At 68.6% G+C, this 25,568-nt stretch carries 26 protein-coding genes and 1 pseudogene; 16 read left to right on the forward strand and 11 right to left on the reverse strand.

The window, feature by feature from the left end; translation table 11 throughout:
* A pseudogene (locus ACK4JY_RS11395) lies at window positions 1-115 on the forward strand (IS5/IS1182 family transposase); the annotation flags it as partial.
* Here ACK4JY_RS11395 and ACK4JY_RS11400 read toward each other — a convergent pair.
* Entirely contained in the window at window positions 112-1,119 is a 1,008-nt protein-coding gene (locus tag ACK4JY_RS11400) for a sensor histidine kinase (protein ID WP_409605917.1), read from the reverse strand. The pseudogene ACK4JY_RS11395 and the gene ACK4JY_RS11400 overlap by 4 nt on opposite strands.
* 70 nt (window positions 1,120-1,189) lie before the next feature.
* Between ACK4JY_RS11400 and ACK4JY_RS11405 the strand changes: the two genes are divergently transcribed.
* Window positions 1,190-2,275: a YeiH family protein gene (locus tag ACK4JY_RS11405; RefSeq protein ID WP_409605764.1), complete on the forward strand. Its 1,086-nt coding sequence runs from the start codon at window positions 1,190-1,192 to the stop codon at window positions 2,273-2,275.
* A 301-nt stretch (window positions 2,276-2,576) separates the two neighbouring features.
* On the opposite strand, the gene ACK4JY_RS11410 is transcribed toward ACK4JY_RS11405, so the two are convergent.
* Window positions 2,577-4,076, reverse strand: coding sequence for a phosphomannomutase/phosphoglucomutase (locus tag ACK4JY_RS11410; RefSeq protein WP_409605766.1), 1,500 nt, complete (start codon window positions 4,074-4,076; stop codon window positions 2,577-2,579).
* A 159-nt stretch (window positions 4,077-4,235) separates the two neighbouring features.
* On the opposite strand from ACK4JY_RS11410, the gene gpmA reads away from it, so the two are divergent.
* The 3 genes from gpmA to ACK4JY_RS11425 are packed head-to-tail and all read left to right on the forward strand — an operon-like array spanning window position 4,236 to window position 6,917.
* Entirely contained in the window at window positions 4,236-4,955 is a 720-nt protein-coding gene (gpmA, locus tag ACK4JY_RS11415) for a 2,3-diphosphoglycerate-dependent phosphoglycerate mutase (protein WP_409605768.1), read from the forward strand.
* A gap of 3 nt (window positions 4,956-4,958) precedes the next feature.
* Window positions 4,959-5,597, forward strand: coding sequence for a bifunctional diaminohydroxyphosphoribosylaminopyrimidine deaminase/5-amino-6-(5-phosphoribosylamino)uracil reductase RibD (ribD, locus tag ACK4JY_RS11420; RefSeq protein WP_409605770.1), 639 nt, complete (start codon window positions 4,959-4,961; stop codon window positions 5,595-5,597).
* Between the two features lie 51 nt (window positions 5,598-5,648).
* Window positions 5,649-6,917 (forward strand): pentapeptide repeat-containing protein, encoded by a 1,269-nt coding sequence (locus ACK4JY_RS11425; protein WP_409605772.1) that lies wholly within the window; start codon window positions 5,649-5,651, stop codon window positions 6,915-6,917.
* 59 nt (window positions 6,918-6,976) lie between these two features.
* Here ACK4JY_RS11425 and ACK4JY_RS11430 read toward each other — a convergent pair whose 3' ends face one another.
* Window positions 6,977-7,441, reverse strand: coding sequence for an Hsp20 family protein (locus tag ACK4JY_RS11430; protein ID WP_409605774.1), 465 nt, complete (start codon window positions 7,439-7,441; stop codon window positions 6,977-6,979).
* Between the two features lie 305 nt (window positions 7,442-7,746).
* Between ACK4JY_RS11430 and ACK4JY_RS11435 the strand changes: the two genes are divergently transcribed.
* The 3 genes from ACK4JY_RS11435 (at window position 7,747) to ACK4JY_RS11445 (ending at window position 10,594) form a co-directional block, all read left to right on the forward strand.
* Entirely contained in the window at window positions 7,747-8,553 is an 807-nt protein-coding gene (locus ACK4JY_RS11435; protein WP_409605919.1) for a class I SAM-dependent methyltransferase, read from the forward strand.
* 104 nt (window positions 8,554-8,657) lie between these two features.
* Window positions 8,658-9,560 (forward strand): class I SAM-dependent methyltransferase, encoded by a 903-nt coding sequence (locus ACK4JY_RS11440; protein ID WP_409605776.1) that lies wholly within the window; start codon window positions 8,658-8,660, stop codon window positions 9,558-9,560.
* Entirely contained in the window at window positions 9,557-10,594 is a 1,038-nt protein-coding gene (locus tag ACK4JY_RS11445) for an alpha/beta fold hydrolase (protein ID WP_409605778.1), read from the forward strand. The genes ACK4JY_RS11440 and ACK4JY_RS11445 overlap by 4 nt, the downstream gene beginning before the upstream one ends.
* Here ACK4JY_RS11445 and hisN read toward each other — a convergent pair.
* The gene (hisN, locus tag ACK4JY_RS11450) at window positions 10,591-11,376 is read right to left on the reverse strand and encodes a histidinol-phosphatase (RefSeq protein WP_409605780.1); all 786 of its coding nucleotides are present in this window, start codon (window positions 11,374-11,376) and stop codon (window positions 10,591-10,593) included. The two genes, ACK4JY_RS11445 and hisN, sit on opposite strands and share 4 nt — an antisense overlap.
* A gap of 55 nt (window positions 11,377-11,431) precedes the next feature.
* Entirely contained in the window at window positions 11,432-11,809 is a 378-nt protein-coding gene (locus ACK4JY_RS11455) for a helix-turn-helix domain-containing protein (RefSeq protein ID WP_409605782.1), read from the reverse strand.
* 185 nt (window positions 11,810-11,994) lie between these two features.
* Here ACK4JY_RS11455 and ACK4JY_RS11460 point away from each other — a divergent pair, with 185 nt between their 5' ends.
* A complete protein-coding gene (locus ACK4JY_RS11460) occupies window positions 11,995-12,243 on the forward strand; it encodes a GlsB/YeaQ/YmgE family stress response membrane protein (protein WP_409605784.1) in 249 nt (82 codons plus the stop codon).
* A 64-nt stretch (window positions 12,244-12,307) separates the two neighbouring features.
* On the opposite strand, the gene ACK4JY_RS11465 is transcribed toward ACK4JY_RS11460, so the two are convergent.
* From ACK4JY_RS11465 to ACK4JY_RS11475, 3 genes are all read right to left on the reverse strand, one after another.
* On the reverse strand, window positions 12,308-12,892 hold the full coding sequence (locus ACK4JY_RS11465) for a hypothetical protein (protein WP_409605786.1): 585 nt from the start codon (window positions 12,890-12,892) through the stop codon (window positions 12,308-12,310).
* 137 nt (window positions 12,893-13,029) lie between these two features.
* Window positions 13,030-14,859, reverse strand: a complete 1,830-nt coding sequence (gene typA / locus ACK4JY_RS11470; protein WP_409605788.1) for a translational GTPase TypA — start codon at window positions 14,857-14,859, stop codon at window positions 13,030-13,032.
* 181 nt (window positions 14,860-15,040) lie between these two features.
* Window positions 15,041-17,098: an OPT family oligopeptide transporter gene (locus tag ACK4JY_RS11475; RefSeq protein WP_409605790.1), complete on the reverse strand. Its 2,058-nt coding sequence runs from the start codon at window positions 17,096-17,098 to the stop codon at window positions 15,041-15,043.
* Window positions 17,099-17,198: 100 nt separating this feature from the next.
* On the opposite strand from ACK4JY_RS11475, the gene mutM reads away from it, so the two are divergent.
* From mutM to ACK4JY_RS11495, 4 genes are read left to right on the forward strand one after another with little or no spacing between them, the layout of a single operon-like run.
* On the forward strand, window positions 17,199-18,062 hold the full coding sequence (gene mutM / locus ACK4JY_RS11480; RefSeq protein WP_409605792.1) for a bifunctional DNA-formamidopyrimidine glycosylase/DNA-(apurinic or apyrimidinic site) lyase: 864 nt from the start codon (window positions 17,199-17,201) through the stop codon (window positions 18,060-18,062).
* Between the two features lie 4 nt (window positions 18,063-18,066).
* Entirely contained in the window at window positions 18,067-18,606 is a 540-nt protein-coding gene (locus ACK4JY_RS11485; protein WP_409605794.1) for a DUF1697 domain-containing protein, read from the forward strand.
* A 10-nt stretch (window positions 18,607-18,616) separates the two neighbouring features.
* Complete coding sequence (locus ACK4JY_RS11490; RefSeq protein WP_409605796.1) at window positions 18,617-19,066, forward strand: hypothetical protein; 450 nt, start codon at window positions 18,617-18,619, stop codon at window positions 19,064-19,066.
* Window positions 19,067-19,119: 53 nt separating this feature from the next.
* On the forward strand, window positions 19,120-19,908 hold the full coding sequence (locus ACK4JY_RS11495) for an enoyl-CoA hydratase-related protein (RefSeq protein WP_409605798.1): 789 nt from the start codon (window positions 19,120-19,122) through the stop codon (window positions 19,906-19,908).
* A 5-nt stretch (window positions 19,909-19,913) separates the two neighbouring features.
* Here the strand turns inward: ACK4JY_RS11495 and ACK4JY_RS11500 are convergent, their stop codons facing one another.
* From ACK4JY_RS11500 to ACK4JY_RS11510, 3 genes are read right to left on the reverse strand one after another with little or no spacing between them, the layout of a single operon-like run.
* On the reverse strand, window positions 19,914-20,126 hold the full coding sequence (locus tag ACK4JY_RS11500; RefSeq protein WP_409605800.1) for a hypothetical protein: 213 nt from the start codon (window positions 20,124-20,126) through the stop codon (window positions 19,914-19,916).
* A 36-nt stretch (window positions 20,127-20,162) separates the two neighbouring features.
* Window positions 20,163-21,332 (reverse strand): zinc-dependent alcohol dehydrogenase, encoded by a 1,170-nt coding sequence (locus tag ACK4JY_RS11505; RefSeq protein WP_409605802.1) that lies wholly within the window; start codon window positions 21,330-21,332, stop codon window positions 20,163-20,165.
* Window positions 21,333-21,359: 27 nt separating this feature from the next.
* Window positions 21,360-21,926: an SRPBCC family protein gene (locus ACK4JY_RS11510; protein WP_409605804.1), complete on the reverse strand. Its 567-nt coding sequence runs from the start codon at window positions 21,924-21,926 to the stop codon at window positions 21,360-21,362.
* A gap of 173 nt (window positions 21,927-22,099) precedes the next feature.
* Here ACK4JY_RS11510 and rpsT point away from each other — a divergent pair, with 173 nt between their 5' ends.
* The 3 genes from rpsT to dnaN all read left to right on the forward strand — a co-directional run bounded on the left by rpsT (window position 22,100) and on the right by dnaN (window position 25,563).
* Window positions 22,100-22,369 (forward strand): 30S ribosomal protein S20, encoded by a 270-nt coding sequence (rpsT, locus tag ACK4JY_RS11515; RefSeq protein ID WP_168045790.1) that lies wholly within the window; start codon window positions 22,100-22,102, stop codon window positions 22,367-22,369.
* Between the two features lie 437 nt (window positions 22,370-22,806).
* Window positions 22,807-24,249, forward strand: coding sequence for a chromosomal replication initiator protein DnaA (gene dnaA / locus ACK4JY_RS11520; protein ID WP_409605921.1), 1,443 nt, complete (start codon window positions 22,807-22,809; stop codon window positions 24,247-24,249).
* Between the two features lie 195 nt (window positions 24,250-24,444).
* The gene (gene dnaN, locus ACK4JY_RS11525) at window positions 24,445-25,563 is read left to right on the forward strand and encodes a DNA polymerase III subunit beta (protein ID WP_409605806.1); all 1,119 of its coding nucleotides are present in this window, start codon (window positions 24,445-24,447) and stop codon (window positions 25,561-25,563) included.
* Window positions 25,564-25,568: the final 5 nt, after the last annotated feature.

Here is a 25,568-nt window from a genome sequence, read left to right on the forward strand (position 1 = left end):
CAAGCACTTCCGCCGCATCGCCACCCGCTTCGACAAGCTGGCCCGCAACTTCCTCGCCGCCGTCCTGCTCGCCTCAACACGCCTCTGGCTCAGGGCTTATGAGTCCAGAACCTAGAGCGCCGGCCCCTCCCCCACAGCCATCGGGATGGCGGGCGTCTCGTCGAGCAGGCGGAGGGAGAAGACGGCTCTCACGCCGTCCGGTTCGAAATGGACCACAGCCTTGCCGCTCTGCTGGCTGAAGGCGCTGGCCAGCAGGCGCGTCCCGAAGCCCTTTCGCGTGGGCGGGGTCACTGCAGGGCCTCCACGCTCCTGCCACAGCAGGGTGAGGAAGCGGACCCCCGCCGAGTCGTGGGCCAGGTTCCAGTCGATGTCGACGCGCCCGTCCATGACCGACAGGGCGCCATACTTGACCGCGTTCGTCACCAGTTCGTGCAGCACAAGCGACAGGGTGACGGCTTGCGAAGGATGCAGTTGGACCCTGGCTCCCTCAAGGTGGAACCGGGGCGACGGCCTCTCGTGGGCGCGGATCACGTCGCGGATGATGACTTCAAGGTCGGCGCCGGCCCAGTTCTGGTCCACCAGCACATTGTGCGCCCTCGACAGCGCCAGGATGCGGTTGACCAGTTCGTTGCGCACCGAGGCGTCGACGCCCGCGGACCGCAGGGTCTGCTCGACCACCGACTGCACCGTGGCCAGCGAATTCTTGACGCGGTGGTTCAGCTCATTGAGCAGCAGGATGCGCTGATCGTCCGCCTCCTTCAGCGGGGTCTCGTCGCGGAAGACCTTCATGACCGCCGCCTCGCCATCCAGGAGGGGCAGGGTCAGGCCGTTGGCCCAGAAGCGGCTGCCGTCCTTGCGCAGATGCCAACGCGAGTCCTCGTACCGTCCGGTCTCCAGCGCCTGCCGGATTTCAACGAGATGCGCTCCTGCAGCCCGATCCGCCTCGGTAAACAGGGCCGCAATATTCATGCCCTCGGCCTCCCGACGGCTGAAACCCGTGATGGTCTCTGCGTCCGCCAGCCAGGTGGTGACGACCCCATCTTCCGTCAGCGAGGCGATGGCGTAGCCGCGCATGTGCTCGATGATGCTGGCGGCGAAGGCAGGCGGGATACGGGACATCGTCAAACAACGCGAACAGGCCGTTTCCGTGCCACACCGACGACAGGCCCATGGCCGCTGAAATTGGGGCATGGAACCCGGCGCCGGTCCGGCGCAGTCTGACCCGATGATTCTCGCCCGACCGTCCGGCGTCCTGTCCCTGATCCCCGGCCTTCTCGCCTGCGTCGCCGTCGCCGTGGCGGCCGTCGCCGTGCAGGCGCTTGAGCTGCGGCTGTTGGGGCGCGGCTGGGTCGACGCCGTCGTGCTGGCCATATTAATCGGCGCCGTGGTCCGTTCGCTTTGGACGCCCCCGGCCGCTCTCCGCCCGGGGATCGAGTTCAGCGCCCGCACCCTGCTGGAGGTCGCCGTCGTCCTGCTCGGCGCCTCGGTCAGCGCCGCCACCGTAATCGCCATCGGGCCGGGACTGCTGCTGGGCACGGCGGTGGTCGTCACCCTTGCCATCGGCGTCAGCTACGGCATCGGCCGACTGCTGCGCCTGCCGCGTCGCATGGCGGTGCTGATCGCTTGCGGCAACGCCATCTGCGGCAACTCGGCCATCGCCGCCGTGGCTCCGGTGATCGACGCCGACGCCGAGGATGTCTCGGCGGCGATCGCCTTCACCGCCGTTCTGGGGATCGTCGTCGTCCTGACCCTGCCGCTGCTCGGCGACGCCCTGGCGATGAGCGAGGTGCAGTACGGCACCCTCGCCGGCCTGACGGTCTACGCCGTGCCCCAGGTTCTGGCCGCGACCGTGCCCGTCGGCGCCGTGGCCAACCAGGCCGGGACCCTGATCAAGCTGGTCCGGGTGCTGATGCTGGGCCCGGTCTGCCTCGCCCTCGCCGTCATCGTCGCCCTGCGCGGGCGGTCACAGGCGGGCGCAAGCGCCGGGGCCCCGCCGCGCCGCCTGCCGCTCGGCCATCTGCTGCCGTGGTTCATCGTCGGCTTCCTGCTGATGATGGGTGCGCGCTCTCTCGGACTGATCCCGGCCGACGTTCTGCCGGTCCTCCGCTGGATCACCACCGCCCTGACGGTGCTGGCCATGGCCGCGCTGGGCCTCAGCACCGACGCCCGCGCCGTGGTCCGCTCGGGCCCGCGCATCGCCGCCGTCGTCACCCTGTCGCTGCTGGCCCTGATCGGCCTGGCCCTCGGCCTGATCGGACTGCTCGCGGTGGCGTGATCGCCGGGATCGAACCCGATCCTCCGCTACCCTGCCATTCCGGTCAAACCCGGTCAGACCCTGTCATCCCGGGCGCCCGGCGCCAGCGGCCTCTCCGGGATGCGTCCGCATCTGACGTATCGCCGTGCTTGAATGCCCTCGTCTCCACGGGGAGGGTCTTTGACAGTCAGTCGCCGCCGTTTCCGCGTCAGGAACCGGCTCCGTTCCGTCTTCATGCGGGCCAGGCGCCCGATCGCCGGGCCGTCTCAGAGTGTCGGGATGGCAGGGTTTGGCCATTTTTCGCCGACCCTGTCACAGGGTCTCAGATTTCCTGGTTGTAGGCGCCGATCTCGGGGTATTTCGCCAGCCGCGGCTTCACCTCGTCGCGGAACAGGGCCCGCATGTCGTCTTCCGACCGCATGCTCTCGACCACCACGACCAGCTCCGGCTTGTTCGACGAGGCCCGCACCAGCACCCACGATCCGTCCTCCAGATGCACGCGCACCCCGTTGACGGTGATCGCCTCGACGATCCGACGCCCAAGGATCGAGCCGCCCGCATCGGCCAGCGCCTGATACTCGGCGACGATCCGCTCCAGCACCTCGTATTTGAGCTCGTCGTCGCAGTGCGGCGACATCGTCAGGCTGGTCCAGGCGTCCGGCAGGGCCGCCTTCAGCTCGCTCAGCGTCTTGCCCGGATTGCGGTCCAGCATCGCCAGCACCGCTCCGGCCGCGACGATGCCGTCGTCATAACCGTGCCCCAGCGGGGCATTGAAGAAGAAATGGCCCGACTTCTCGAACCCGGCCAGCGCGCCCAGCTCGGCCGTCTTGCGCTTGATATAGCTGTGGCCGGTCTTCCAGTAGACGGTGGTCGCGCCATTGGCCTTCAGCACCGCGTCGGTCTTGTACAGGCCGGTCGATTTCACATCGACGACGAAGGTCGCGTTGGGGTGCAGGGCCGACAGATCGCGGCCCAGCATCAGGCCGATCTTGTCGGCGAAGATCTCCTCGCCCGTATCGTCGACCACGCCGCAGCGGTCGCCGTCGCCGTCGAAGCCCAGCGCCAGATCGGCCCCCGTCTCGCGCACCCTGGCCGCCATCTGCATCAGCATGGCGTGGTCTTCGGGGTTCGGGTTGTATTTGGGGAAGGTGTAGTCCAGCTCGGTGTCCATCTCGATCACCTCGGCGCCCATGCGGCGCAGGGCCTCGGGGGCGAAGGCGCCGGCCGTGCCGTTGCCGCAGGCCGCCACCACCTTGATCTTGCGGGTCAGTTTCGTCTTCGAGACGATGTCGGCGATATAGCGCTCGCGGAAGTCCTCGACCCGGATCAGCCGGCCGCCGTCGCGGCTCACGCCCTCGCCGTTCAGCACGATGGCCTTCAGCCGGCCGATCTCGTCCGGGCCGAAGGTCAGCGGCGGCTGCGCCCCCATCTTGACCCCGGTCCAGCCGTTCTCGTTGTGGCTGGCGGTGACCATGGCGACGCACGGACAGTCCAGCTCGAACTGGGCGAAATAGGCCATCGGCGACAGGGCCAGGCCGATGTCGACCACCTCCATCCCGCCCTCCAGCAAGCCCAGGGTCAGCGCCTGCTTCACCGACAGCGAATAGGCCCGGTAGTCGTGGCCGACGACGATGCGCGGGCGCTGGCCGACCTCGTGGACATAGGTCGCCAGCCCCAGTCCCAGGGCCTGCAGGCCCAGCAGGTTGATCTCCGTCTCGAGGATCCAGCGCGCGTCGTACTCGCGGAAGCCCGTCGGCTTCACCAGCGGCACGGTCTCATACTCGGCCGTGTTGGGGCGAAGATCCTGGCGGGGCTTGGTCATGACGGGGTCCTTGCTGACGGGCGCCCGGTATAGACAGGCGACCGGGCCGTCACAACAAACGGGAACGGCGGTATGGGCGCGGCGTTGCCGACAAACCTTCCAACCTTGACCGGTTACAGCCCCGGGCCTACCCCCGGACGACGCCCGACGGAGACCTGAATGCCCCGCCTGATCCTGCTGCGCCACGGCCAGAGCCAGTGGAACCTCGAGAACCGCTTCACCGGCTGGGTCGACGTCGACCTGACCGAACAGGGCGAGGCCGAGGCGCGGCGCGGCGGCGAACTGATCGCCGATGCCGGCTTCATCCCCGACGCCATGTTCACCTCGGTCCTGAAGCGCGCCAGACGCACCGGCGCCCTGGCCCTCGCCTCGGCCGATCTGAAGGATGTGCCGGTGGTCGAGGACTGGCGCCTCAACGAGCGCCACTACGGCGGCCTGACCGGGCTGAACAAGGCCGAGACCGCCGCGAAGCACGGCGAGGACCAGGTCAGGATCTGGCGTCGCAGCTATGACGTGCCGCCGCCGCCGCTGGCCCCCGGCGGCGAGTACGACTTCACCGCCGACCCCCGCTACGCCGGCCAAGCCATCCCCGACACCGAGAGCCTGAAGACCACGCTCGAGCGGGTCGGCCCCTATTGGGACGCCGAGATCGCCCCGCGCCTCAGGGCCGGCGAGGACCTGCTGATCGCCGCGCACGGCAACTCCCTCCGGGCCATCGTCAAACTGCTGTTCGCCGTGCCGGACGACCGGATCGTCGGCGTCGAAATCCCCACCGGCAACCCGCTGGAGATCGAGCTCGACGCCGACCTCAAGCCGACCGCCGCCCGCTACCTCGACGCGGACCGGGCGACCGACCTGCCGCCCCTGCCGGGAGCCTGAGCCATGAGCGACGCCCGGGCCGCCTCCGACGACATCCGCTTCATGGGCCGGGCCATCGCCCTGGCCCGGGGACAAATGGGCCAGACCTGGCCGAATCCCGCGGTCGGCTGCGTCATCGTCAGAGACGGCGAGGTCGTCGCCGAGGCGGCGACCGCCCCCGGCGGCCGGCCCCACGCCGAGGAACAGGCCGTCCCCGCCGCCGGCGACCGGGCGAAGGGCGCCACCGCCTATGTCACCATGGAGCCCTGCGGCGCCCGCTCGTCGGGCCGCACCTCCTGCTCGCACTTCCTGATGGAGTCGGGCGTCGCGCGCGTCGTCGTCGCCGCCGTCGACCCCTCGCCCTTCGCCTCGGGCCGCGGCGTCGAACGGCTGCGCAAGGCGGGGCTGGAGGTCGAGACCGGCCTGCTCGCCCAGGACGCCGCCGTGCTCTACGAAGGCTATCTGCACCGTGTCGAGACCGGCCGCCCGATGGTCCGGGTGAGCGACGACGGCGAAGGCTTCGACGCCCGCTTCGCCGCCTCGCCCAAGGCCGATCTGACCACCGAACTGAAGCGGCTCGGCGAGGCCGGCTACACCCGCGTCTGGGTCGGTCCGGGCGAACTGGCCGACGCCCTCGCCGACCAGGGTCTGTTGACGCCCTGACCCCGGTAACCATTTCAGTCTTCCTTAAGCGGCGCGTGCCATAGCGGGACAATGTCAGCAGCCGCCGCGCCAGTTGTCCGGAGACGGATCGATCAGAAGGAACTGGACGCGATCTGCGCCCGGCACGACCGCCTCTGGCAGGCCAAGCCCGGGGGCGCCCGCGCCGTCTTCGCCTGGCTCGACCTGTCGGGCCTGTCGCTGGCCGGCCGCAACCTCGCCGACGCCGACTTCGCCGCCGCCTGCCTGATCGGCGCCGACCTGACAGGCTCACGCCTCGACAACGCCACCTTCTTTGGCGCGGACATGCAGGATGCGACCTTCGTTGACGCCAGCCTGCGGCGCGCCGACCTGCGCGGCGCCTGTCTGCGCGGCGCCAACCTGACCGGGGCCGACCTGTTCGAGGCCGACCTGCGCGAAGGCACCATCGCCGCCGCCGACTCCCGTCTCGGCTTTCGCGTCATCGAGGCCCGTCACCGCAGCGACACCCAGGCGACAGGAGCCTGTCTGGCCGGCGCCAATCTCCAGCGCTCCAAGCTGACCGGCATCGTCGCCGTCGCCGCCGACTTCTCCGACGCCATCATGAAGGACTGCAAGCTGGTCCGGGCCAATCTGAAGCAGGCCAGCTTCCGCGGCGCGGACCTCGCCGGCGCCGACCTGTCCGGGGCCGATCTGACCGGGGCGGACCTGCGCGACGCCGTGCTGGTCGGCGCACGGACCGCCATGTGGCGCACAGACGGCGCGGACATGGCCGGAGCCCTGACCGACAACCGCTCCGCCGGCAGCCCGGTCGACAAGATGCCCGCCGCCGACATGCTGGCCGAACACGCCCTCTGGTGCGAGACCGGCGGGGGCGCGGGTCAGCCCTCGGTGTTCGACGGCGTTGACCTGCGGGCCCTGCGGTCGATCACCGGCTACAATCTGACCGCCCTGTCGGCCAAGGGCGCGGTCTTCTACGGCCTCGACATGGAGGGCGTCCAGCTTCAGGGCGCCCATCTGGAGGGGGCCGACCTGCGGTCGGTCAATCTCAGGGGGGCCGATCTGCGCGGCGCCCGCCTGGCCGGGGCGCGGCTCAACGGGGCGGACCTGCGTCAGGCCCAGCTCGGCCCGCTGATGATCGCCGCCGATCGCCTGCTGCCCGCCGACCTGACCGGCGCCTGTCTGAAGGGAACCGACCTGTCCGGCGCCGATCTGAAACAGGCCAATCTGACCGACGCCGACCTGAGCCGCGCCATCCTGCGCGGGGCCTGTCTGCGCCAGGCCGATCTGACCGGGGCCATCGTCGCCGGGGCGCAGGGCATGGACATCGACGCTGTCGCCTGATGCGGAAAAGGGGGCGGCGCGGACGCCACCCCCTTCGCGGTGTTCAAGAACTTCGCCGCCTAGGCGGCCTTGCCCTTCTTGCCTTCGATCAGCGTCTGACCCGAGCCGATCTCGATGCGGCGGGGCTTCAGCGCTTCCGGCAGCTCGCGCTCCAGTTCGATCGACAGCAGGCCGTTGACCAGATCGGCGGTCTTGACGATGACATAGTCGGCCAGCTGGAAGCGGCGCTCGAAATCGCGCTCGGCGAGGCCGCGGTGCAGGAAGTTCCGCCCCTCGCCGTCGTCATTGGCGGTCTTGCGGCCGGTGACGGTGAGCAGGTTTTCCTTCACCTCCAGCGTCAGTTCGTCGGGCCGGAAGCCGGCGACGGCGATCTCGATGCGATAGGCGTTCTCGCCCGTGGTCTCGATGTTGTAGGGCGGCCAGCCGTTCTCCTGGCTGGTGCGCGCGGCGCTTTCCAGCAGGCCGGCCAGACGGTCGAAGCCGACGGCGGAACGGTACAGCGGGGTGAAATCATAGGTACGCATGGGTCATCCTCCTGGGGATCAGCAAGGTTGAACCGGTCCCGCGGTTTGATGCCCGGACCGGTGGTGGGAGATCAGCCCCGGCGGCCCGAGGTCGGCCCCGCCGGTCTGGAGGACCCGATATCGGCGTCCTCGGGAGCAGATGTGGGATGGCTGGAACGGCCGTCAAGAGGTCGAGGCCGGGGATTATTCCCGCTTCAATCTGTCGCCTGCCCGGCATCGTGACTTGCGGCCCCGGGCCGAACCCCGCAGGGTTTGCCGGCTCGCCCAATCCATGGAGACGCCCCTTGCGCCTGCTCGTTCTCGCCATGACCGCCGCCCTGGCCCTGCCGGCCATGGCCGCCGCCCAGACCTTCCCCGCCCTGCCCGCGCTGGATGAGACCCCCGGACAACGCACCGCCCGCCGGGCCGCGATGACGCCGCCCGTACCGCAGGAGGATGTCGCCCTCCAGACCGCCGTCGCCTCCCCCGCCCGGCCGGCCGCCGATGTGGCGCGCGACGTCTATCGCCATCCATTCGAGACCCTGACCTTCTGGGGCCTGACCCCCGGATCTACGGTGGTCGAGATCGAACCGGGCCGCGCAGGCTGGTGGCGCAACATCCTCGAGCCCTATGCCGCCGCGACCGGCGGAACCTATGTTCCTGTCAATCGCCCGCTCGAAGGCATGGGCGTCGCCGACGGCACAGCCGACATGGTCGTCGTCGCTCGCGCCTTCCACAACTGGCATCGCGCCGGACGGACGGGGCCCTATCTCGCCGCCTTCTTCAAGGCGCTGAAGCCGGGCGGCGTCCTGACGGTGGAACAGCATCGCAGCGGCGAGGGGCTGAACCCGGACCAGACCGCGCCGACCGGCTATGTGCCGGAGAGCCACGTCATTCGCGCCGCCGTCGCTGCGGGCTTTGTGCTCGACGCCCGCAGCGAGCTGAACGCCAACCCCGCGGATGATCACGAGCATCCGTTTGGGGTCTGGACGCTGCCGCCGACCCGGGTCAGCGCGCCGCGCGAGGGCAATACCATCGACCGGCCGACGCCGCTGACAGAAGACGAGCGCGCCGCCTTCGACGCGATCGGCGAAAGCGACCGGATGACCCTGCGTTTCCGCAAGCCGGCCTGATGCCGGCTGAGGCCGCAACCGCTTTGACCGCATACCGGAACAAGGTTAAGCCCGTCGAGAACGGGGACGAACCGTACGGCGCCGACGCGCCGCGGGGGACGTGAATGGCTGAACGAACCGAGGTCTGGCGACCGCTAGCGTCGCGCCGGAGCGTGCTTTTCGGCGCGACCGCCCTGCTGGCCCTCTCGGGCTGCGGCCGCGAGAAGACGGCCGAGCCCCCGCCCCAGCCCGACGGTCCGCCCAAGGGGTCGCTGGAATGGGCCGTCGCGGGTCCGTGGCGCGCCCAGGATCGACTCCGCGACCCATGGCGCCATCCGATGGAGACCTTGCGCTTCTTCGGCCTTCAGCCCCGCATGTCGGTGCTCGAATTCTGGCCTGGAAGCGGCTGGTGGACCGAGATCCTGGCCCCCTATCTCGCCGAAGGCAAAGGCCGCTACATCGCCGCCGGCTTCCAGACCGGCCCGGGCGCCGACCCGGCCCAGAGCCAGCTGACCGGCGCCTTCCAGAAGCGATTCACCAATGATCGTCGACTGTACGGCGAGATCGAATTGTCGGAATTCGGTCCCACCTCCGGCCCGGTCGCCGAGGCCGGGACGGTCGATCTGGTCCTGTTCATGCGCAACATCCACGCCTGGATGGCGGCCGGGATCGCCGAAAAGGCCTTCGCTGACGCCTATGCCGCCCTGCGGCCCGGCGGCGCTCTCGGCGTCGAACAGCATCGGCTCGGCCCCGACAAGGACCAGGACCCGACCGCCGCCAACGGCTATGTCCAGGAAGCCTTCGTCAAACAGCTCGCGGCCGAGGCCGGCTTTGCCTTCGTCGCGGCCTCGGAAATCAACGCGAATGAAAGGGATACCAAGGATCATCCGTTCGGCGTTGAGACCCTGCCGCCCATGGGTCTGACCGCGCCGCGCGGATCGCCGCCGGACCCGAGCTTCGACCGGACGAAGTACGACGAGATCGGCGAGAGTGACCGCATGACCTTGAGATTCAGGAAGCCCGAGTGAGCCGAGCCGCCGCCTACGCCGCCAACGCCCCGCTGATGGGGGTCCCGGGCGCCGCCGCGCCTCCGGGCGGGACCGGCGAGTGGTTCCGCGGGGCCGGCGGCCTGCGCCTGCGCGCCGCCTTCTGGGCTCCCTCGACCCTCGTCACCCGCAAGCCGCGCGGAACCGTCATCCTCAGCCCCGGTCGCACCGAGCCGATCGAGAAATATTTCGAGGTCATCGGCAATTTCCTCGCCCGCGGCTGGTGCGTTCTGGCGCACGATTGGCGCGGTCAGGGCCTGTCGGCCCGCCTCCTGCCCGATCGATTGAAGGGCCACGCCCGCGCGGTCGAGGAGTTTCTCGACGATTACGCCCGCCTGCTGGACGCCTGGGAGGCCCGCGCGCCCAAACCTTGGGTGATGGTTGGGCACTCGATGGGCGGGGTGCTGAACCTGATGACCTTGCAGGCCGGAGAGGACCGATTCTCCGGCGCCCTGCTGACCAGCCCCATGCTGCGCATCCGGACCGGCAAGCGTTCGATGTGGTCGGTCAAACTGGCGGTGCGCTGGAACCTGCGCCACGGCAAGGCCGGCGACTATGTCCTCGACAATCCGGACGACCCGTTCGACCACACCTTCGAGAAGGACGCCCTGACCACGGACGAGAGCCGCTACGAACAGTGGCGGCAGCAGCTCTACGCCTGCCCCCATCTGGCGGTCGGCGGCCCGACCTGGGGCTGGCTCGCCTTCGCCCTCGACGCGGGCGAGCGGGCGTTGAAGCCCAAGGCCCTGAAATCCGTGCGCGTGCCCGTGGCCATCGTCCAGGCCAGCGAGGACGACCGGGTCTGGAAACAGTCCGGCAAATGGGCCGCCCGCCGATTGGGACGCGGTCGCTATGTCGAAATCCCGGGGGCCAAACACGAGGTCATCATGGAGACCGACGAGCTGCGCGGGGTCTTCCTCGAGGAGTTCGACGCCATGGGCGCCTATGTCTCCCCGATTGAGGACCTGTCGCCGATCCCCGGACCGCCGACGACCGAACCGATCGCGGCGACCTAGAGGGCCGCCCGCCGGAAGGCGACCAAGGCCTGATCCTTCAGCCGGGCGTCGCCCACCGCCAGGATCTGGCCGGTCCCGTCCGGGGCCCCGCCGCGCCAATTGCTGACATGCCCCCCCGCGGCCTCGATCACGGGGACCAGGGCGGACCAGTCCCAGACCTTCAGCGCGCTCTCGGCCACCAGATCGATCCGCCCGGCCGCCACCATGGCGTAGGCATAGGCGTCGCAACCCAGCCGGGCCAGACGGGCGGCCGCGCGCACCTGGGTCCAGGCCCCCAGCTCAGCGCCGGTGAACAGGTCGGGGTCGGTGGTGGCGATAACGGCCTCATTGAGATGGGCGCACTCGCGGACCGCGAGGGGAGTCTCATGACCACCCTTCAGCAGGCGGGCGCCGGACGGCCCGCCCAGAAACACCTCATCCAGACAGGGCTGGCCGATCACCCCCACGGCCGGACGACCCTCCGACCGCAGCGCGATCAGATTGGTCCACAGCGGCAGGCCGGCGATGAAGGCGCGGGTGCCGTCGATCGGGTCGAGGATCCAGACCTGCTCTGCGTCGGGGCGGTCCTCGCCATATTCCTCGCCGATGACCCCGTGATCGGGATAGCGCCCGGCGATCAGCCGTCGGATCGCAGCCTCGGCCTCCCGATCCGCCTGTGTGACAGGATCGAAGCCGCCGGCTCCGCCCTTGTCCATCTGCTCATACGCCCCGCGAAAATACGGCAGCGACACGCGGGCGGCCTCGCGGGCCAGTTCGATGGCGAACAGTTCATACTCGGTCATGCAGGCGGGATACTCACGCCCCGCCCTCATGTCACCGTGCCATTTGCAGTCAGGCTCAGGCGACCTGGCCGTCGGTGTGCAGTGACTTGGCGAGATCCAGCAGCCGGCGGCGCGGCTTTTCATCCAGCTGATAATAGGCCTGTATCAGGTCGAGCGTTTCCTTGCGGGAAAACATCTCGCCGCCCTGGTTGGCGGCCTCGCGGCGCTCGATGGCTTCTTCGAGCCCGTCGTAGAAATAGCTGACCGGCGACTCCAGCGCCTCGGACAGCTGCCACAGGCGGGCGGCCGAGATCCGGTTCGCGCCGCACTCGTATTTCTGGATCTGCTGAAAGCGGATGCCGACCTGGGTGGCCAGCTGCTGCTGGGTCAGGCCCAGCAGGCGGCGACGGCGACGCAGGCGGCGTCCGAGATGAAGGTCGATGTCGGTGGCCATGGCCCCAGTTCCCCTTGTTCCCGGCCTGTCCCGATGCGGGACGGCTCGCCCTCCACGCGGCAAACACCATGCCGGGCTCGCGTGACGGGGGAGAGTCATCGACCGATGTTCTGCGCCAAGCTTAGCAACCGTTCCCGCCGCTACGCATTACCCCGCCAGAGCAATGGGCTTGGAAGGAGAACCACATGGGTATCATTGGCTGGATCGTAATCGGCATCGTCGCCGGCTGGCTGGCTGAACAGGTCATGGGCCGCAATCACGGCCTGCTGACCAATTTGATCGTCGGCGTCGTCGGCGCCCTGCTCGGCGGCTTCATCGCCGGCAGCCTTCTGGGCATCGACGTGGGCGGCTTCAACCTGATCACCCTGCTGGTCGCCTTCCTCGGCGCCTGCCTCCTGCTGTTCCTGGTGGGACTGGTGAAGCGTCGCGGCTGATCGACTGATCAAACGCTAGAAGGAAGGGCGGCTCCGCGAGGAGCCGCCCTTTTTTCGTATGCGATCAGCCCAACGGGTCGGTGGGGTCGTCCTCACCTTCGCCGGGAGCCGGCGTGGCCGTATCCTCGGGCGGCAGGGTCGGCGGAGTCGGGGCCGGCGGTGTGACCGTCGGGTCCGGAACCGGGGCGGTCATCGGTTCGCCGGCCTCAGCCGGCGGTGTGACCGCATCGGGGGCCGCCTCGGGCTCGGCCGTCGTGTCGGCCGCCGGATCCGCGGGGGCGGCCGCGGGGGTCACGGCCTCGGCGGTGGCATACTGTTCGACGGTGAAATCGACCACCACGTCCTCGCCGTCCTGACGGATGCCATCGATGGGGACGGCGCGCACGCTGCCGTCAGCGCCCTGGACTGTCAGCTGCTGGGCGCCAGCGTGCGTTCGCGCGCCCACCAGAACCCCCAGTTCGCCGTCCGCGCCGCGCACGGTCATGCCGGGCTGGAGGGAGAGGGTCGGGGCTTCAGCCGCGGGAGCCTCGGTCGCCGCCGTCGGCGGGGCGGCAGGCGGCGTCTGCGGGGCGGCGCCGTCTTGGGCGAACGCCGGAGCAGACAGAAGGAACAGGCCGGCGACACCGGTGAGAAGCGCGGTCTTTCGCATGGGAAACTGCCTTGATCTACGCGGGCGTGGGGCCCGCACCGATCTGGCAACCGGTGGAGAGGGGCGACGTTCCACCCGCCCCCAAATCACCCCGTCCCGGCCAGAATTGGCCGTTTTTGGCTCGCGGAAGGCCGCGATTACTCCTCGCGCACACGTTTTTTGCGGAACGACGGGTTCAGCACCTGTTTGCGCAGGCGGATCGATTTCGGCGTCACCTCGACCAGCTCGTCCTCCTCGATATAGGCGATAGCCTGTTCGAGCGACGGGCGACGCGGGGGTGTCAGGCGAACGGCCTCGTCCTTGCCGGAGGCGCGGATATTGTTCAGCTGCTTGGCCTTCATCGGGTTGACGTCGAGGTCGTCCCAGCGGGCGTTCTCGCCGATGATCATGCCCTGGTAGGTCTTTTCGCCGGCGCCGACGAACATCACGCCGCGCTCCTCGAGGTTCCACAGGGCGAAGGCGGCGGTCTCGCCGTCGCCGTTCGAGACCAGCACGCCCTTCAGGCGGCCCTCGATGGCGCCCTTGTGCGGCTCATAGTGGCTGAACACGCGGTTCAGCACGCCCGAACCGCGCGTGTCGGTCAGGAATTCGCCCTGGTAGCCGATCAGCGAGCGCGACGGCGACTTCAGCGTCAGACGCGTCTTGCCGGCGCCCGACGGGCCCATGTCCTTCAGCTCGGCCTTGCGGGCCGACAGCTTCTCGATGACCACGCCGGTGTATTCGTCGTCGACGTCGATGACGACGTCCTCGATCGGCTCCAGCCGCTCGCCGTTTTCGCCGGTCTGATAGACCACGCGCGGACGCGAAATGGACAGTTCGAAGCCTTCGCGGCGCATGTTCTCGATCAGCACGCCCAGTTGCAGTTCGCCGCGACCGGCCACTTCGAAGGCGTCCTTGCCGCCCGTCTCGGTGACGCGGATGGCGACGTTGGCCTCGGCCTCTTTCAGCAGGCGGTCGCGGATCACGCGCGACTGGACCTTGTCGCCTTCGCGGCCGGCCAGCGGGCTGTCGTTGACCGAGACGGTCATGGAGATGGTCGGCGGATCGATCGGCTGGGCCGGCAGGGCCTCGGTGACTTCCAGGGCGCACAGGGTATCGGCCACGGTGGCCTTGGACATGCCGGCGATGGCGACGATGTCGCCTGCTTCCGACTCGTCCACAGGCTGGCGCTTCAGGCCGCGGAAGGCCAGCACCTTGGTGATCCGGCCCTGCTCGATGATCTTGCCTTCGCGGTCAAGCGCCTTGATGGCCATGCCGGGAACGGCCTTGCCGCTCTCGATCCGGCCGGTCAGCAGACGGCCGAGGAAGGGATCGCTCTCGATCAGCACGTTCAGGATCTGGAACGGCTTGTCCTTGTTGGCGACGACCTTGGGCTCCGGCACATGCTTGACGATCAGGTCGAACAGCGGGGCGAGGTTGTCGTTGGGGACGTTCAGATCCATCGTCGCCCAGCCAGCGCGGCCCGAGGCGTAGATGTGCGGAAAGTCCAGCTGCTCGTCGGTCGCGCCGATGGCCGCGAACAGGTCGAAGGCGGCGTTGTGGACGCGGTCCGGGTCGGCGTGGGCGCGGTCGACCTTGTTGATGCACAGGATCGGCTTCAGGCCCATCTTCAGCGCCTTGGTCAGCACGAATTTGGTCTGGGGCATGACGCCCTCTTCGGCGTCGACGAGCAGGACGCAGCCGTCCACCATGCCGAGGATGCGCTCCACCTCGCCGCCGAAGTCGGCGTGGCCGGGGGTGTCGATGATGTTGATGCGGGTCTCGCCCGCCTCGCCATTCCACAACACGCTGGTGCATTTGGCCAGGATGGTGATGCCGCGCTCGCGCTCCTGGTCGTTGGAGTCCATGGCGCGCTCGGTGGTCGCCTCATTGGCTCGGAAGACGCCCGACTGGGCCAGAAGTTGGTCCACCAGGGTGGTCTTGCCGTGGTCGACGTGGGCGATGATGGCGACGTTGCGGAGATTCATTTCGGACTCGGGCGGACTGTGTTCGGTCGCGGAAGGTCCGCGCCGCTGCAGGGAGAGGCGTGATTGCGGGAAGGCGCGCGCCTCATACAGGGGCGAACGACGAAACGCCAGTGCGCGACGAACACGCACCGGCGTAACGATCGGCCTTGTCGCTGATGAAAGCGGCGAGCAGAGGGCGGGATCAGACCCTGGCCGAGCGGCTCCGCACCCAGCCGTAGAGGATGACGGTCAGGCCCACGAAGACCACGAGCCCCGCCAACATGGCTGGCCAGGTTGAGCCTTCAGGCAGCATGGCGAAGGGCGCCTCATTGTTGGTTGAGACGATGACGCCCGCGGTCATAACGAGGAACAGACTCTCGCCGACGATCAGGCCCGAGGCCAGCAGCACTCCCATGCGGCGGCCCACGTCGGCGAACCGGGTGGTCTTGATCGCCTTGTCGTAGATCCAGCCGCAGACCGCTCCGATCACCAGCATGGTGGTCACCGCGGCCGGCAGGTAGAAGCCGATACCGACGGCCAGCGGCGGCAGTTTCATCCTGCCCTTGGTGGCGCCGCTCAGCACGGCGTCCAGCACAATGATGACCACCCCGATCGCCGCGCCCAGGCCGATCAGGTCCCAGCGCAGATCGCCGCCGATGACGCCGCGGGCGAGGGCCGAGATCAGTGTCGCCTGGGGCGCCGCCAGCGGCTCGTCGGCGATGCCGGCCGGCCCGCCGGCGAAGCCGAAGGCCTTGTTCAGCAGGTTGAGGATCAGCGGAATGACCAGGGCGCCGGCGACGACGCCGACGATCAGGGCGGTCTGTTGCCGCCAGGGCGTCGCCTCGACCAGCTGGCCGGTCTTCAGGTCCTGCAGATTGTCGTTGGCTATGACCGCCACGGCGAACACCACCGCCGTGACGATCAGGGCGAAGGCGATCACGGACGGGTCGGCCGGCAGGCCGGCCAGCGCCAGCACGCCCAGCATCAGCACCGAGGCGATGACGATGGCCAGAATGCCGACGCCCGAAACCGGGCTGTTCGACGAGCCGATCAACCCGGCCATATAGCCGCAGATCGCCGCCACGGCGAAGCCGATGAAGATCACATAGATCAGGCCGCCGCCGACCAGCAGGGCGGTCGAGCCCGCCAGCGTCGGATTGCCCTGGGCGAACCAGGCCAGCAGGCCGCCAATGCCGACCAGACAGGCGACCGACAGGCCGGCGACGATATTGATCGGAATGTCCTGTTCGGTCCGGTCCAGCACCTCGCCGCCCTGACGGCGACGGTTGGCGGCGAGGGCCGAGGTCAGACCACCGATCAGAGGGCCGGCCAGTTTGATCAGGGTCCAGATGGCGGCCACGCCGATCACGCCGGCCCCCATCAGCCGCACCTCGCGGCCCCAGACCGTTCCGGCCAGCTCCTCGGCCGGCGCGCCGGGCGCCAGGGTCGCGGCGATCGACGGAATGCCGTTGGCGGTCATCCAGGCGATGGTGTCCGGCGCCGTCAGGATCGGCACCGCGATGCCCCAGGCGAGGATCAGGCCAAACAACTGGGCCAGGCCGACGGCGAGGCCGATCAGATGGCCGGCTCCCAGCAGGGCGAACTGCATGCTGAAGCCGATGCCCGTGGCCCCGCCGCCGAGCGAGGCCGGCAGATTGATGAACCGCGCCGCCTCCGCCGCGAACACCCGTCCGGCGACCAGCAGGGCGTAGCCGGCCGAGACCACCGCCCCGGTGATCACCACCCACAGTCCGGAGGCGTTCTCACGCACGGCGGCTTCGGTCTGTTCCGCGCCACGCGACCCGACGGTCAAAACCTCGGCCGCGGCCACGCCCTCGGGGTAGGGCAGGTTCGCCTCGACCACGAGCGCGCGGCGCAGCGGGATGGAGAAGGTCACCCCCAGCACGCCGCCGAAGACGCAGATGAGCACCGACTCCCAGAACGGGAACTCCAGCCACCAGCCGACCATGACGAGACCGGGCAGGACGAAGACGATCGAACTCATCGCCCCGCCGACCGAGGCGACGGTCTGGACCGTCATGTTCTCCCAGATGGTCGAGTCCTTGAACATCCGCAGGATGGCCATTGAGATGACCGCCGCCGGAATGGCCGAGGCGAAGGTCAGCCCGACTCTCAGGCCCATATAGGTGTTGGCCGCGGTGAACACGACCGCCAGCAGACAGCCCAGCACCAGCGCCCGCAGCGTCAGTTCGAAACGCTTGACCACACCCATCGGCGCCTTTGCAGTCGTGTCCGTCATCGTCCCTCTCCCCGTTGCGACGAGGTAAGCCGGAAACGGCCTCAGTGGCTAGAGGGAGCCGCCCCTCGCCACCTGCGGTCCGCCGCTCTAAACCTGTCCCATGCCCGAACTCCCTGAGGTGGAAACCGTCCGTCGCGGCCTTGAGCCCGTCCTGACCGGCGCGCGCCTGACCCGCGTGCGCCAGAACCGCCCCGACCTGCGCTTCCCGTTCCCCGACCGCTTCCCCGAAAGGCTGGACGGCGCCGTCGTCGAGCGCATCGACCGCCGCGCCAAATATCTGCTGATGCCGCTGTCGACCGGCGAGACCTGGGTAACCCATCTGGGGATGACCGGCCGCTTCACCCTCGACGGCGACGCGGTCGGCGAGTTCGAGGAGGCGGCCCCGCTCGCCGGCAAGCATGAGCACCTCAGCCTGTGTGCGGTGAAAGGAAAAACCACCACCCGCATCGGCTTCGCCGACTCCCGCCGCTTCGGCTTCATGGGCCTGATCGCCACGGAGGCGGTCGAGGCCCACCCGTGGTTCTCCGGCCTCGGTCCCGAGCCGCTCGGCAACGCCTTTTCCGGCTCCCATCTGGCCGAGGCCTTCGCCGGCAAGAAGCAGAACATCAAGGTCAGCCTGCTGGACCAGCGCATCGTCGCCGGCCTCGGCAATATCTACGTCTCCGAGGCCCTGTTCCGCGCCCGCATCTCGCCCCTCGCCCTGGCCGGCAAGGTGTCCAAGCCGCGCCTCGAAACCCTCGCCGCCAAGGTCCGCGACGTACTCAATGACGCCATCGCCGCCGGCGGTTCGACCCTGCGCGACTTCGCCAACGCGGAGGGCGGCCAGGGCTATTTCCAGCATCGCTTCGACGTCTATGGCCGCGAGGGGAAGCCCTGCGCCGGAGACGGCTGCCACGGCGTGGTCAAACGCATCGTCCAGGGCGGGCGCTCGACCTTCTACTGTCCCGCCTGCCAGAAGCGGTGATCCCATGAGCCATCGCATCATCCTGTTTCGTGGCATGAACACCGGCGGCGTGCGCGCCCCGGTCAGCGAGCAGCGCGAAATGGCCGAAGCCATGGGGCTGAAGAACCCGCGCACCCTCGCCGCCAGCGGCAATCTGGTGGTCGAGAGCGACAGGGCCGCCGCGACTCTCGAACAGGACATCGAAGCCGCCATGGAGCGGCGCTTCGACCTCAAGGTCGCGGCCATGGTCCGTACGCCCGAGCAGTGGGCGGCCCTGATCGCCGCCAACCCGTTTCCGGAAGAGACCGCCGCCCACCCTTCCAGGGTGCTGGCCATGGTCATGAAGGCCGGTGTCAAGGACGGCGCGCTGGCGGCCTGCCGCGCCCTCGCCGAGGGCGGGGAGCGGGTCGAGGCGATCGAAGACGTGCTCTATTTCTGGTTCCCCAACGGCCAGGGCGAATCCGCCATCTTCAAAAAGGCCACGCCCCGCCTGCTGGGCATGGGAACCGGCCGCAACTGGAACACGGTGCTGAAGCTGACGGACATGGTCGGGCTGACACGGTAGAGGAGCGGCCATGACCCATCGCCGGACCCATCTCTGGATCAGCCTCCTCGTCGGCCTCGCCGTCTGGGGCGCCTATTTCGTCCATTTCCTGCAGCAGATGCGGCGCGGCGAGACCGGCGGTCTGGTCCTGTGGTTCCTCGGCGCCCTGGTCGTCATCGTCCTGGCCGAGACCGTGGCGACCAGCCTGATCGCCTGGCTGTTCCGCCGCCGCGCCCGCGCGCTGGACGAAGGCCCGACCCTGCAGGCGGCGCTCAAGGCCAGCCATGTCGCCCTGATGCTGCTGATCGTCCTCGCCCTCGCCGCCGCCGTGGCCCTCGCCCTCGCCTCCCGGTTCGGCTGGAGCCTCGACCTGTCGGGCGCGCGGGGTCAGGTCATCGCCGCCAACGCCCTGCTGGCCATGGTGGTGGCGGCCGAGCTGCTCCGGGCCGGTCTGACGTTGGCCCTGCTGCCGCGCCGCTGAGCTTCCGCCGCCCGCCGTCGCCCGCTAGAAGGCGACCAGACACGGAGTTTCCCATGGCCGACACCTATTCCACCCTGCTCATCGAGCGCCACGCCAACGGCTATGCGGTGGTGACCCTGAACCGGCCCGAGGCGCTGAACGCGCTCAACTCGGCGCTGTTCAGGGACCTGTCCGACTTCCTCGACGCGGTCGAGCATGACGACAGCGTCCGCTGCCTGATCCTGACCGGCGCGGGCGACAAGGCCTTCGCCGCCGGCGCCGACATCAAGGAGATGTCCGACCAGTCCTACGCCGACATGTACAAGGCCAATTTCTTCTCGCTCGGCCACGACCGCATCACCCGCTTCCGCAAGCCGATCATCGCCGCGGTCAACGGCTTCGCCCTCGGCGGCGGTTGCGAGCTGGCCATGCTGTGCGATTTCATCGTCGCCAGCGACAAGGCGAAGTTCGGCCAGCCGGAGATCAACCTCGGCGTCGCCCCCGGCATCGGCGGTTCGCAGCGCCTGACCCGTCTGGTGGGCAAGGCCAAGGCCATGGACATGGTGCTGACCGCCCGCATGATGGACGCCGCCGAAGCCGAACGCGCCGGCCTCGCCTCCCGCGTCGTCCCGCACGACACCCTGCTGGACGAGGTCCGCAAGATCGCCGCGAAGATCGCCTCGCAGAGCCCCCTGGCCGTCATGGCCAACAAGGAGATGGTCAACGCTGCCCTCGAGACGACCCTGACCCAAGGCGTCCAGTTCGAACGCCGCCTGTTCCACTCCCTGTTCGCCTTCGAGGACCAGAAGGAAGGCATGGCCGCTTTCGTCGAGAAGCGGAAGCCGCACTTCACCGGTTGCTGAGGTCTTCAGACAATCCGGTCGGGATGGGTCTGGGTGCCGGCGGGCAGGGCATCGACCTCCTGATACGGATCGTCGGTCTCCTCGAGGGAGAGGATCGACTCGGTCTCGGCCATCTGCGTCACGGCCGCGTCGCCGGCCTGCACATCGGTCTTCGACGGTACCTTCAGCACCCGGGTCGGCCCGCCTTCGACGCCCACGGTGACGCGATAAACCCGCATATCTCAGTCTCCTTGTCCTTGATCGAGGCGACCCGCTCAGGGCTTGAGCACGACCTTGGTCCACTCGTTCGGATTGTCGTGAAAATTCTTGTAGCCCTCCGCCGCCTGTTCCAGCGGCAGCCGGTGGCTGATCAGGTCGGTGGTGTCGATCCGGCCCTCCATGATCAGCTCCAGCAGCTGCGGCAGGTATTTCTGCACATGCGTCTGGCCGGTCTTGATGGTCAGCCCCTTCTGCATGAAGGCGCCGATCGGCAGCTTGTCGCCGATGCCGCCATAGACGCCCGGCACTGACACCCGACCGCCCTTGCGGCAGGCCATGATGGTCTCGCGCAGCACATGCTGGCGGTCGGTGCCCAGCCGGGTCTCCTGCTTGACCGCGTCGATGATGTTGTCGGGCGAGAAGCCGTGCGCCTCCATGCCGACCGCGTCGATACAGGCGTCCGGGCCGATGCCGGCGGTCATCTCCATCAGCGCCTCGCGCACCTTGACCTCGTGGTAGTTCAGCACCTCGGCTCCGTTGGCTTTCGCCAGCGCCAGCCGTTGCGGCAGGTGATCGATGGCGATGACCCGCCCGGCGCCCATCAGGATCGCGCTCTTGATGGCGAACAGGCCGACCGGGCCGCAGCCCCAGATGGCCACCGTATCGCCGGGCTCGATCTGGGCGTTCTCGGCCGCCATCCAGCCGGTCGGGAAGATGTCCGACAGGAACAGGACCCGCTCGTCCTCCAGTCCGTCGGGGATCACGATCGGCCCGGTGTCGGAATAGGGCAGCCGCGCATACTCGGCCTGGCCGCCGGCGTAGCCGCCGGTCAGGTGCGAATAGCCGTACAGGCCGGCGACCGGATAGCCGTAGGCGATCTCAGAGGCGTCCGACTTGTCCGCCGGATTGGAATTGTCGCAGGCCGAGAACTGCTGCTTGCCGCAGTGGAAGCAGTTGCCGCAGGCGATGGTGAAGGGCACCACCACCCTCTGTCCGATCTCCAGCGTCGAGCGGGGGCCCACCTCCTCGACCACGCCCATGAACTCATGGCCGAGGATGTCGCCGTTGGACATGCCGGGGATCACGCTGTCGTAGAGATGCAGGTCCGAGCCGCAGATGGCGGTGGCGGTGATCTTGATGATGGCGTCGCGGGGATTGACGATCTGCGGGTCGGGGACGGTGTCCACCTGCACATTGTGTTTTCCGTGCCAGGTCAGGGCGCGCATGTAGTTCTCTTTCGCTTTGAGGTCGGATCAGAAATGGCGGTCAGCGCGCGGGGCGGCGTCGGGCACCTTCGAGGTCGGGATCTCGCCCGTCTCCATCAGCTGTTTGAAGCGCCGCAGTTCGCGGCGGGCCTGGACCCGCGGCTCGCGCTGCATCACCTTGGCGACGACCTTGCCGACGGTCCCGGCCGGCGGGTCGTAGCTGATGAAGACCCGCACCTCGGTGCCGCGGCCGAAGGCATTGTCGCGGAACTCGACCCAGCCCTCGTGGTCGATGTCGCTCTCTTCCAGCGACCGCCAGGCGATGTATTCTCCCGGCCGGTCCTCGGTGATCTCGCTGACCAGCTCGATCTCGACGCCGGCGGGACCGGCGATGAGCCAGCTCGAGGCCTCGCCGGTGATCTCGACCGACTTCACATTTTCCATGAAGGCCGGGAGGTTGGTGAAGTCGCGCCAGAAGTCGTACAGCTCCTGACGCGGGCGGTTGATCATCACGGCCCGCACGCTGGCGGCCTCGTGCTCGCCCTCGACGCGATCCTTGTCGGTGAAGGCGGTGGACTCGACCTCGGCGTCGGTCGACATCGGGTGATCTGACATGGCGGCTCCCTTTCCGGTCGCCAACCGGCCCCGCCCCCGGTTCGTTCCCCGGATCGAGAAGCCCGCCGGGAGCGCTTGAACCCCCCGTCTCTTTCCGCTATAGCCGCGCGCTCTTGAGATTTCCGCGCCGTGGACGTGTGCTCCGCGGCGTTTTCCGTTCGAAGGTTTGACTGATGGCCAACAATGCCGGCGCCAAGAAAGCGATCCGCAAGATCGCTGCCCGCACCGAAGTGAACAAAGCGCGCCGCACGCGTGTCCGCACCTTCCTGCGCAAGTTCCAGGAAGCCGTGACGGGCGGCGACGCCGGCGCCGCGAAGACCGCTTTCGTCGAGGCGCAATCCGAGCTGATGCGCGCCGTGACCAAGGGCGTGGTTCACAAGAACACGGGCTCGCGCAAGGTGTCCCGTCTGGCCGCCCAACTGAAGAAAATGTCCGCCGCGTGACATAGCGCGGCCCTGACGGCCTTTCACAGGTCTGTCATGGTTAAGATCAACGAATTCAACGGCGAGGGCGCAACCGCTCCCTCGCCGTTTGCACGTGCGGCGCTAAGCGGCCGACGAGGAATTCGTACTCGCCCCGGTGACGAAATCGAGGATTCCGCTGGCGTTGTTTGGCTTTAGCGGAGTCAAACAATTTAACTGCAAATCGCGATTCGAATCAGCGTTGACGCACCCCGCTCCCGGCGTAAGTTTGGGCCTCTAACGCACTTCCATCCCCACACGGATGAACACGGCGCGGGACCTGTTTCGCGTCGGCGTGAGATGTCTGATCGAGAGAACGACCCCAGCCCGGGCGGCCACCAGCCGCACGGGACAGGAGAAGTCGTCCCGGATCCAGGCCGCTCGAAGGGCGTCAGGTGATGGATTTCCAGTACGGGTGGCTGACTATGGCAGGGGGCGCGCAAATGGCGGGGATGACCGATCCGGATCGTATCTGGACCGAGGCGGCGGGTCGACTGCGCAGCGAGATCGGCGAGGGCGCGTTCAGCTCCTATATCGCCCCCTCGGCGGTGCGGGCCGACAGCGCCGGCCAGCTCATCCTCGTCACCCCGACCGCCTATGCCCGTGACTGGGTGCGCAAGAACGCCCTGCGGCGGATGAACGAACTGTGGCTGGGCCTCGACGGCCTGGCGCGCCATCTCGAGGTTCGTTGCCGCGCCGAGATGGGTTCGGTCGCCCCGGCCTCCCAGGTCGCCGCCGGCCGCGCCGAGGCCCCGGTCGCGACCAATGTCGTGCCCATGGCGACCGTCGGTCCCGTCGCCGACGGCGCCCGCGCCGTGCGCGCCGCCGGACTGCAGGAACGCCTCAACTTCGACAGCTTCGTCGAAGGCCAGGGCAACGCCTTCGCCCTCGCCATCGCCCGCCAGGCCGCCTGCTGGGCCGACGGTCATTTCAACCCGATCTTCTTCTGCGGCCCCTATGGCTACGGCAAGACCCATCTGCTCAACGCCATCGCCTGGGAGGCCCAGCGCCTGCGTCCGGACGCCAAGGTCGTCTACCTGACGGCCGAACGCTTCCTGTCGACCTTCGTGCGCGCCATGCAGGACCGTTCGACCGCGGCCTTCAAGGAAAGCCTGCGCGGCGCCGACATGCTGCTGATCGACGACGTCCAGTTCGTCGGCGGCAAGGCCTCGACCCAGGAAGAGCTGCTGTCGACCCTGACCGCCCTGATCGAGGACGGCAAACGCATTATCCTGTCGGCCGACCGCCCGCCCATGGCCCTGACCGAGGTCGAGCCGCGCCTGCGCAGCCATCTGGCCTCGGGCCTGACCTGCCCTGTCGAGCCGGCCGATCGCGCCCTCAAACTGGCCGTCGCGCGCAGCCGCATCGCCGCCCTCGCCAATCTCGGCGTCGTCTCCGGCGAGGCCCGTCCGGACGTGCTGGAGCACCTCGTCGACCGCACCCCCGGCTCGATGCGCGAGCTGGAAGGGGCGGTGAACACCCTCGCCGCCGTCGCCGGCGCCCGGCTGTCGGCCCTGACCGTCGACGAGACCCAGACCCTGCTCGGCTCGGCCCTGCGCGGCGGGCCCGAGCGCCGCATCACCGTCGACGAAATCCAGAAGACCGTCGCCGAGCATTTCACCCTCAAACAGGCCGACCTGCTGAGCGAGCGCCGCACCCGCGCCGTGGCCCGCCCGCGCCAGATCGCCATGTGGCTCTGCAAACAGCACACCACCCGCTCCTATCCCGACATCGGTCGCCGTTTCGGCGGACGCGATCACACCACGGTGCTGCACGGAGTGCGCAAGATCGAGGAGCTGATGGCGCTCGACGACCAGATCGCCCGGGACGTCGAGGCTCTGACGCGGAAGCTCAGAGGTTAGGGATGCGGGATTAGGGACAAGGGATTGGGCGGAGATTCGGTCGCCGGGGATTATCCACACATCGATGTGGCGGCATCCCTAATCCCCCATCCCTCATCCCCAGTCCCTTCCTTGCCCCGCCCGGCCAATCCGCTAGTGTCGGTAGCCCTAACTCTTTGCGACGGCTTGTGAGTCGTCGCTGGCGGGCGAGACCACATGCAGCTGACCATCGAACGATCCGCGCTCCTCAAGGCCCTCGGGCATGTGCAGAGCGTCGTCGAGCGCCGCAACACCATTCCGATCCTGTCGAACGTCCTGCTCAGCGCCGGCCGCGACAAGCTGTCGTTCGCCGCCACCGACCTCGACATGGAGATGGTCGACGAGGCCGAGGCCCAGGTGAATGTCGAGGGCCAGATCACCGCCCCGGCCCACACCCTGTACGAGATCGTCCGCAAACTGCCCGAGGGGGCCGAGGTCTCGCTCAGCTACAATGGCGACGACCCCCGGCTGGTGGTCCAGGCCGGGCGTTCTAAATTCAACCTGCCGGTGCTGCCGGCCGGCGACTTCCCGGTCATGTCGACCGACACCTCGGGCACGCGCTTCGCCCTGCCCAAGGAAGACCTGGCGCGGCTGATCGACAAGACACGGTTCGCGGTCTCGACCGAGGAGACGCGCTACTATCTGAACGGCCTGTATCTGCACACCGTGGCCGAGGCCGGCATTCCGCTGCTGCGCGCCGTGGCCACCGACGGCCACCGCCTCGCCCTCGCCGAGACGCCGGCGCCTGAGGGCGCCGCCGGCGGTCCCGGCGTCATCGTCCCGCGCAAGACCATCGACCAGGTCCGCCGCCTGCTCGATGACGGCTCCGGCCCGGTCGAGGTCATGGTCAGCCCGCAGAAGATCCGCTTCGAGTTCGGCCAGGCCAGCCTGACCTCCAAGGTCATCGACGGCGCCTTCCCCGACTATATGCGTGTCATCCCCAAGGGGAACGACAAGCAGGCCGACATCGACAACGCCGTCTTCGCCTCGGCCGTCGACCGCGTCGCCACCATCTCGGCCGAGAAGAGCCGCAGCGTCAAACTGGCCTTCGACCTCGACCGCGTTACCCTGACGGTGCGCAACATGGAGGCCGGCCAGGGCGTCGAGGAGGTCGAGATCGGCTATTCCGAAGAGCCGTTCGAGATCGGCTTCAACGCCCGCTATCTGCTGGACGTCGCCGGCCAGATCACCGGCGAGACAGCGCACTTCAAGTTCGCCGACCCGGCCAGCCCGACCCTGGTGCTCGATCCGGGCGATCCCGGCGTGCAGTATGTGCTGATGCCGCTGCGGGTTTAAGCCCG

This window comes from Brevundimonas sp., from assembly GCF_046295595.1.
Classification (GTDB): domain Bacteria; phylum Pseudomonadota; class Alphaproteobacteria; order Caulobacterales; family Caulobacteraceae; genus Brevundimonas.

Bases quoted from the DNA above. Each gene is read 5' to 3' on its own strand.
- hisN (WP_409605780.1), bottom strand. From the start codon at position 11,376: ATGACCGAGTATGAACTGTTCGCCATCGAACTGGCCCGCGAGGCCGCC.
- mutM (WP_409605792.1), top strand. From the start codon at position 17,199: ATGCCCGAACTCCCTGAGGTGGAAACCGTCCGTCGCGGCCTTGAGCCC.
- ACK4JY_RS11435 (WP_409605919.1), top strand. From the start codon at position 7,747: ATGACCGCCGCCCTGGCCCTGCCGGCCATGGCCGCCGCCCAGACCTTC.
- ribD (WP_409605770.1), top strand. From the start codon at position 4,959: ATGAGCGACGCCCGGGCCGCCTCCGACGACATCCGCTTCATGGGCCGG.
- ACK4JY_RS11440 (WP_409605776.1), top strand. From the start codon at position 8,658: ATGGCTGAACGAACCGAGGTCTGGCGACCGCTAGCGTCGCGCCGGAGC.
- gpmA (WP_409605768.1), top strand. From the start codon at position 4,236: ATGCCCCGCCTGATCCTGCTGCGCCACGGCCAGAGCCAGTGGAACCTC.
- ACK4JY_RS11465 (WP_409605786.1), bottom strand. From the start codon at position 12,892: ATGCGAAAGACCGCGCTTCTCACCGGTGTCGCCGGCCTGTTCCTTCTG.
- ACK4JY_RS11485 (WP_409605794.1), top strand. From the start codon at position 18,067: ATGAGCCATCGCATCATCCTGTTTCGTGGCATGAACACCGGCGGCGTG.
- ACK4JY_RS11455 (WP_409605782.1), bottom strand. From the start codon at position 11,809: ATGGCCACCGACATCGACCTTCATCTCGGACGCCGCCTGCGTCGCCGT.
- ACK4JY_RS11430 (WP_409605774.1), bottom strand. From the start codon at position 7,441: ATGCGTACCTATGATTTCACCCCGCTGTACCGTTCCGCCGTCGGCTTC.
- ACK4JY_RS11510 (WP_409605804.1), bottom strand. From the start codon at position 21,926: ATGTCAGATCACCCGATGTCGACCGACGCCGAGGTCGAGTCCACCGCC.
- ACK4JY_RS11400 (WP_409605917.1), bottom strand. From the start codon at position 1,119: ATGTCCCGTATCCCGCCTGCCTTCGCCGCCAGCATCATCGAGCACATG.
- ACK4JY_RS11475 (WP_409605790.1), bottom strand. From the start codon at position 17,098: ATGACGGACACGACTGCAAAGGCGCCGATGGGTGTGGTCAAGCGTTTC.
- ACK4JY_RS11405 (WP_409605764.1), top strand. From the start codon at position 1,190: ATGGAACCCGGCGCCGGTCCGGCGCAGTCTGACCCGATGATTCTCGCC.
- rpsT (WP_168045790.1), top strand. From the start codon at position 22,100: ATGGCCAACAATGCCGGCGCCAAGAAAGCGATCCGCAAGATCGCTGCC.
- typA (WP_409605788.1), bottom strand. From the start codon at position 14,859: ATGAATCTCCGCAACGTCGCCATCATCGCCCACGTCGACCACGGCAAG.
- ACK4JY_RS11505 (WP_409605802.1), bottom strand. From the start codon at position 21,332: ATGCGCGCCCTGACCTGGCACGGAAAACACAATGTGCAGGTGGACACC.
- ACK4JY_RS11500 (WP_409605800.1), bottom strand. From the start codon at position 20,126: ATGCGGGTTTATCGCGTCACCGTGGGCGTCGAAGGCGGGCCGACCCGG.
- ACK4JY_RS11460 (WP_409605784.1), top strand. From the start codon at position 11,995: ATGGGTATCATTGGCTGGATCGTAATCGGCATCGTCGCCGGCTGGCTG.
- ACK4JY_RS11495 (WP_409605798.1), top strand. From the start codon at position 19,120: ATGGCCGACACCTATTCCACCCTGCTCATCGAGCGCCACGCCAACGGC.
- ACK4JY_RS11490 (WP_409605796.1), top strand. From the start codon at position 18,617: ATGACCCATCGCCGGACCCATCTCTGGATCAGCCTCCTCGTCGGCCTC.
- ACK4JY_RS11425 (WP_409605772.1), top strand. From the start codon at position 5,649: ATGTCAGCAGCCGCCGCGCCAGTTGTCCGGAGACGGATCGATCAGAAG.
- dnaN (WP_409605806.1), top strand. From the start codon at position 24,445: ATGCAGCTGACCATCGAACGATCCGCGCTCCTCAAGGCCCTCGGGCAT.
- ACK4JY_RS11410 (WP_409605766.1), bottom strand. From the start codon at position 4,076: ATGACCAAGCCCCGCCAGGATCTTCGCCCCAACACGGCCGAGTATGAG.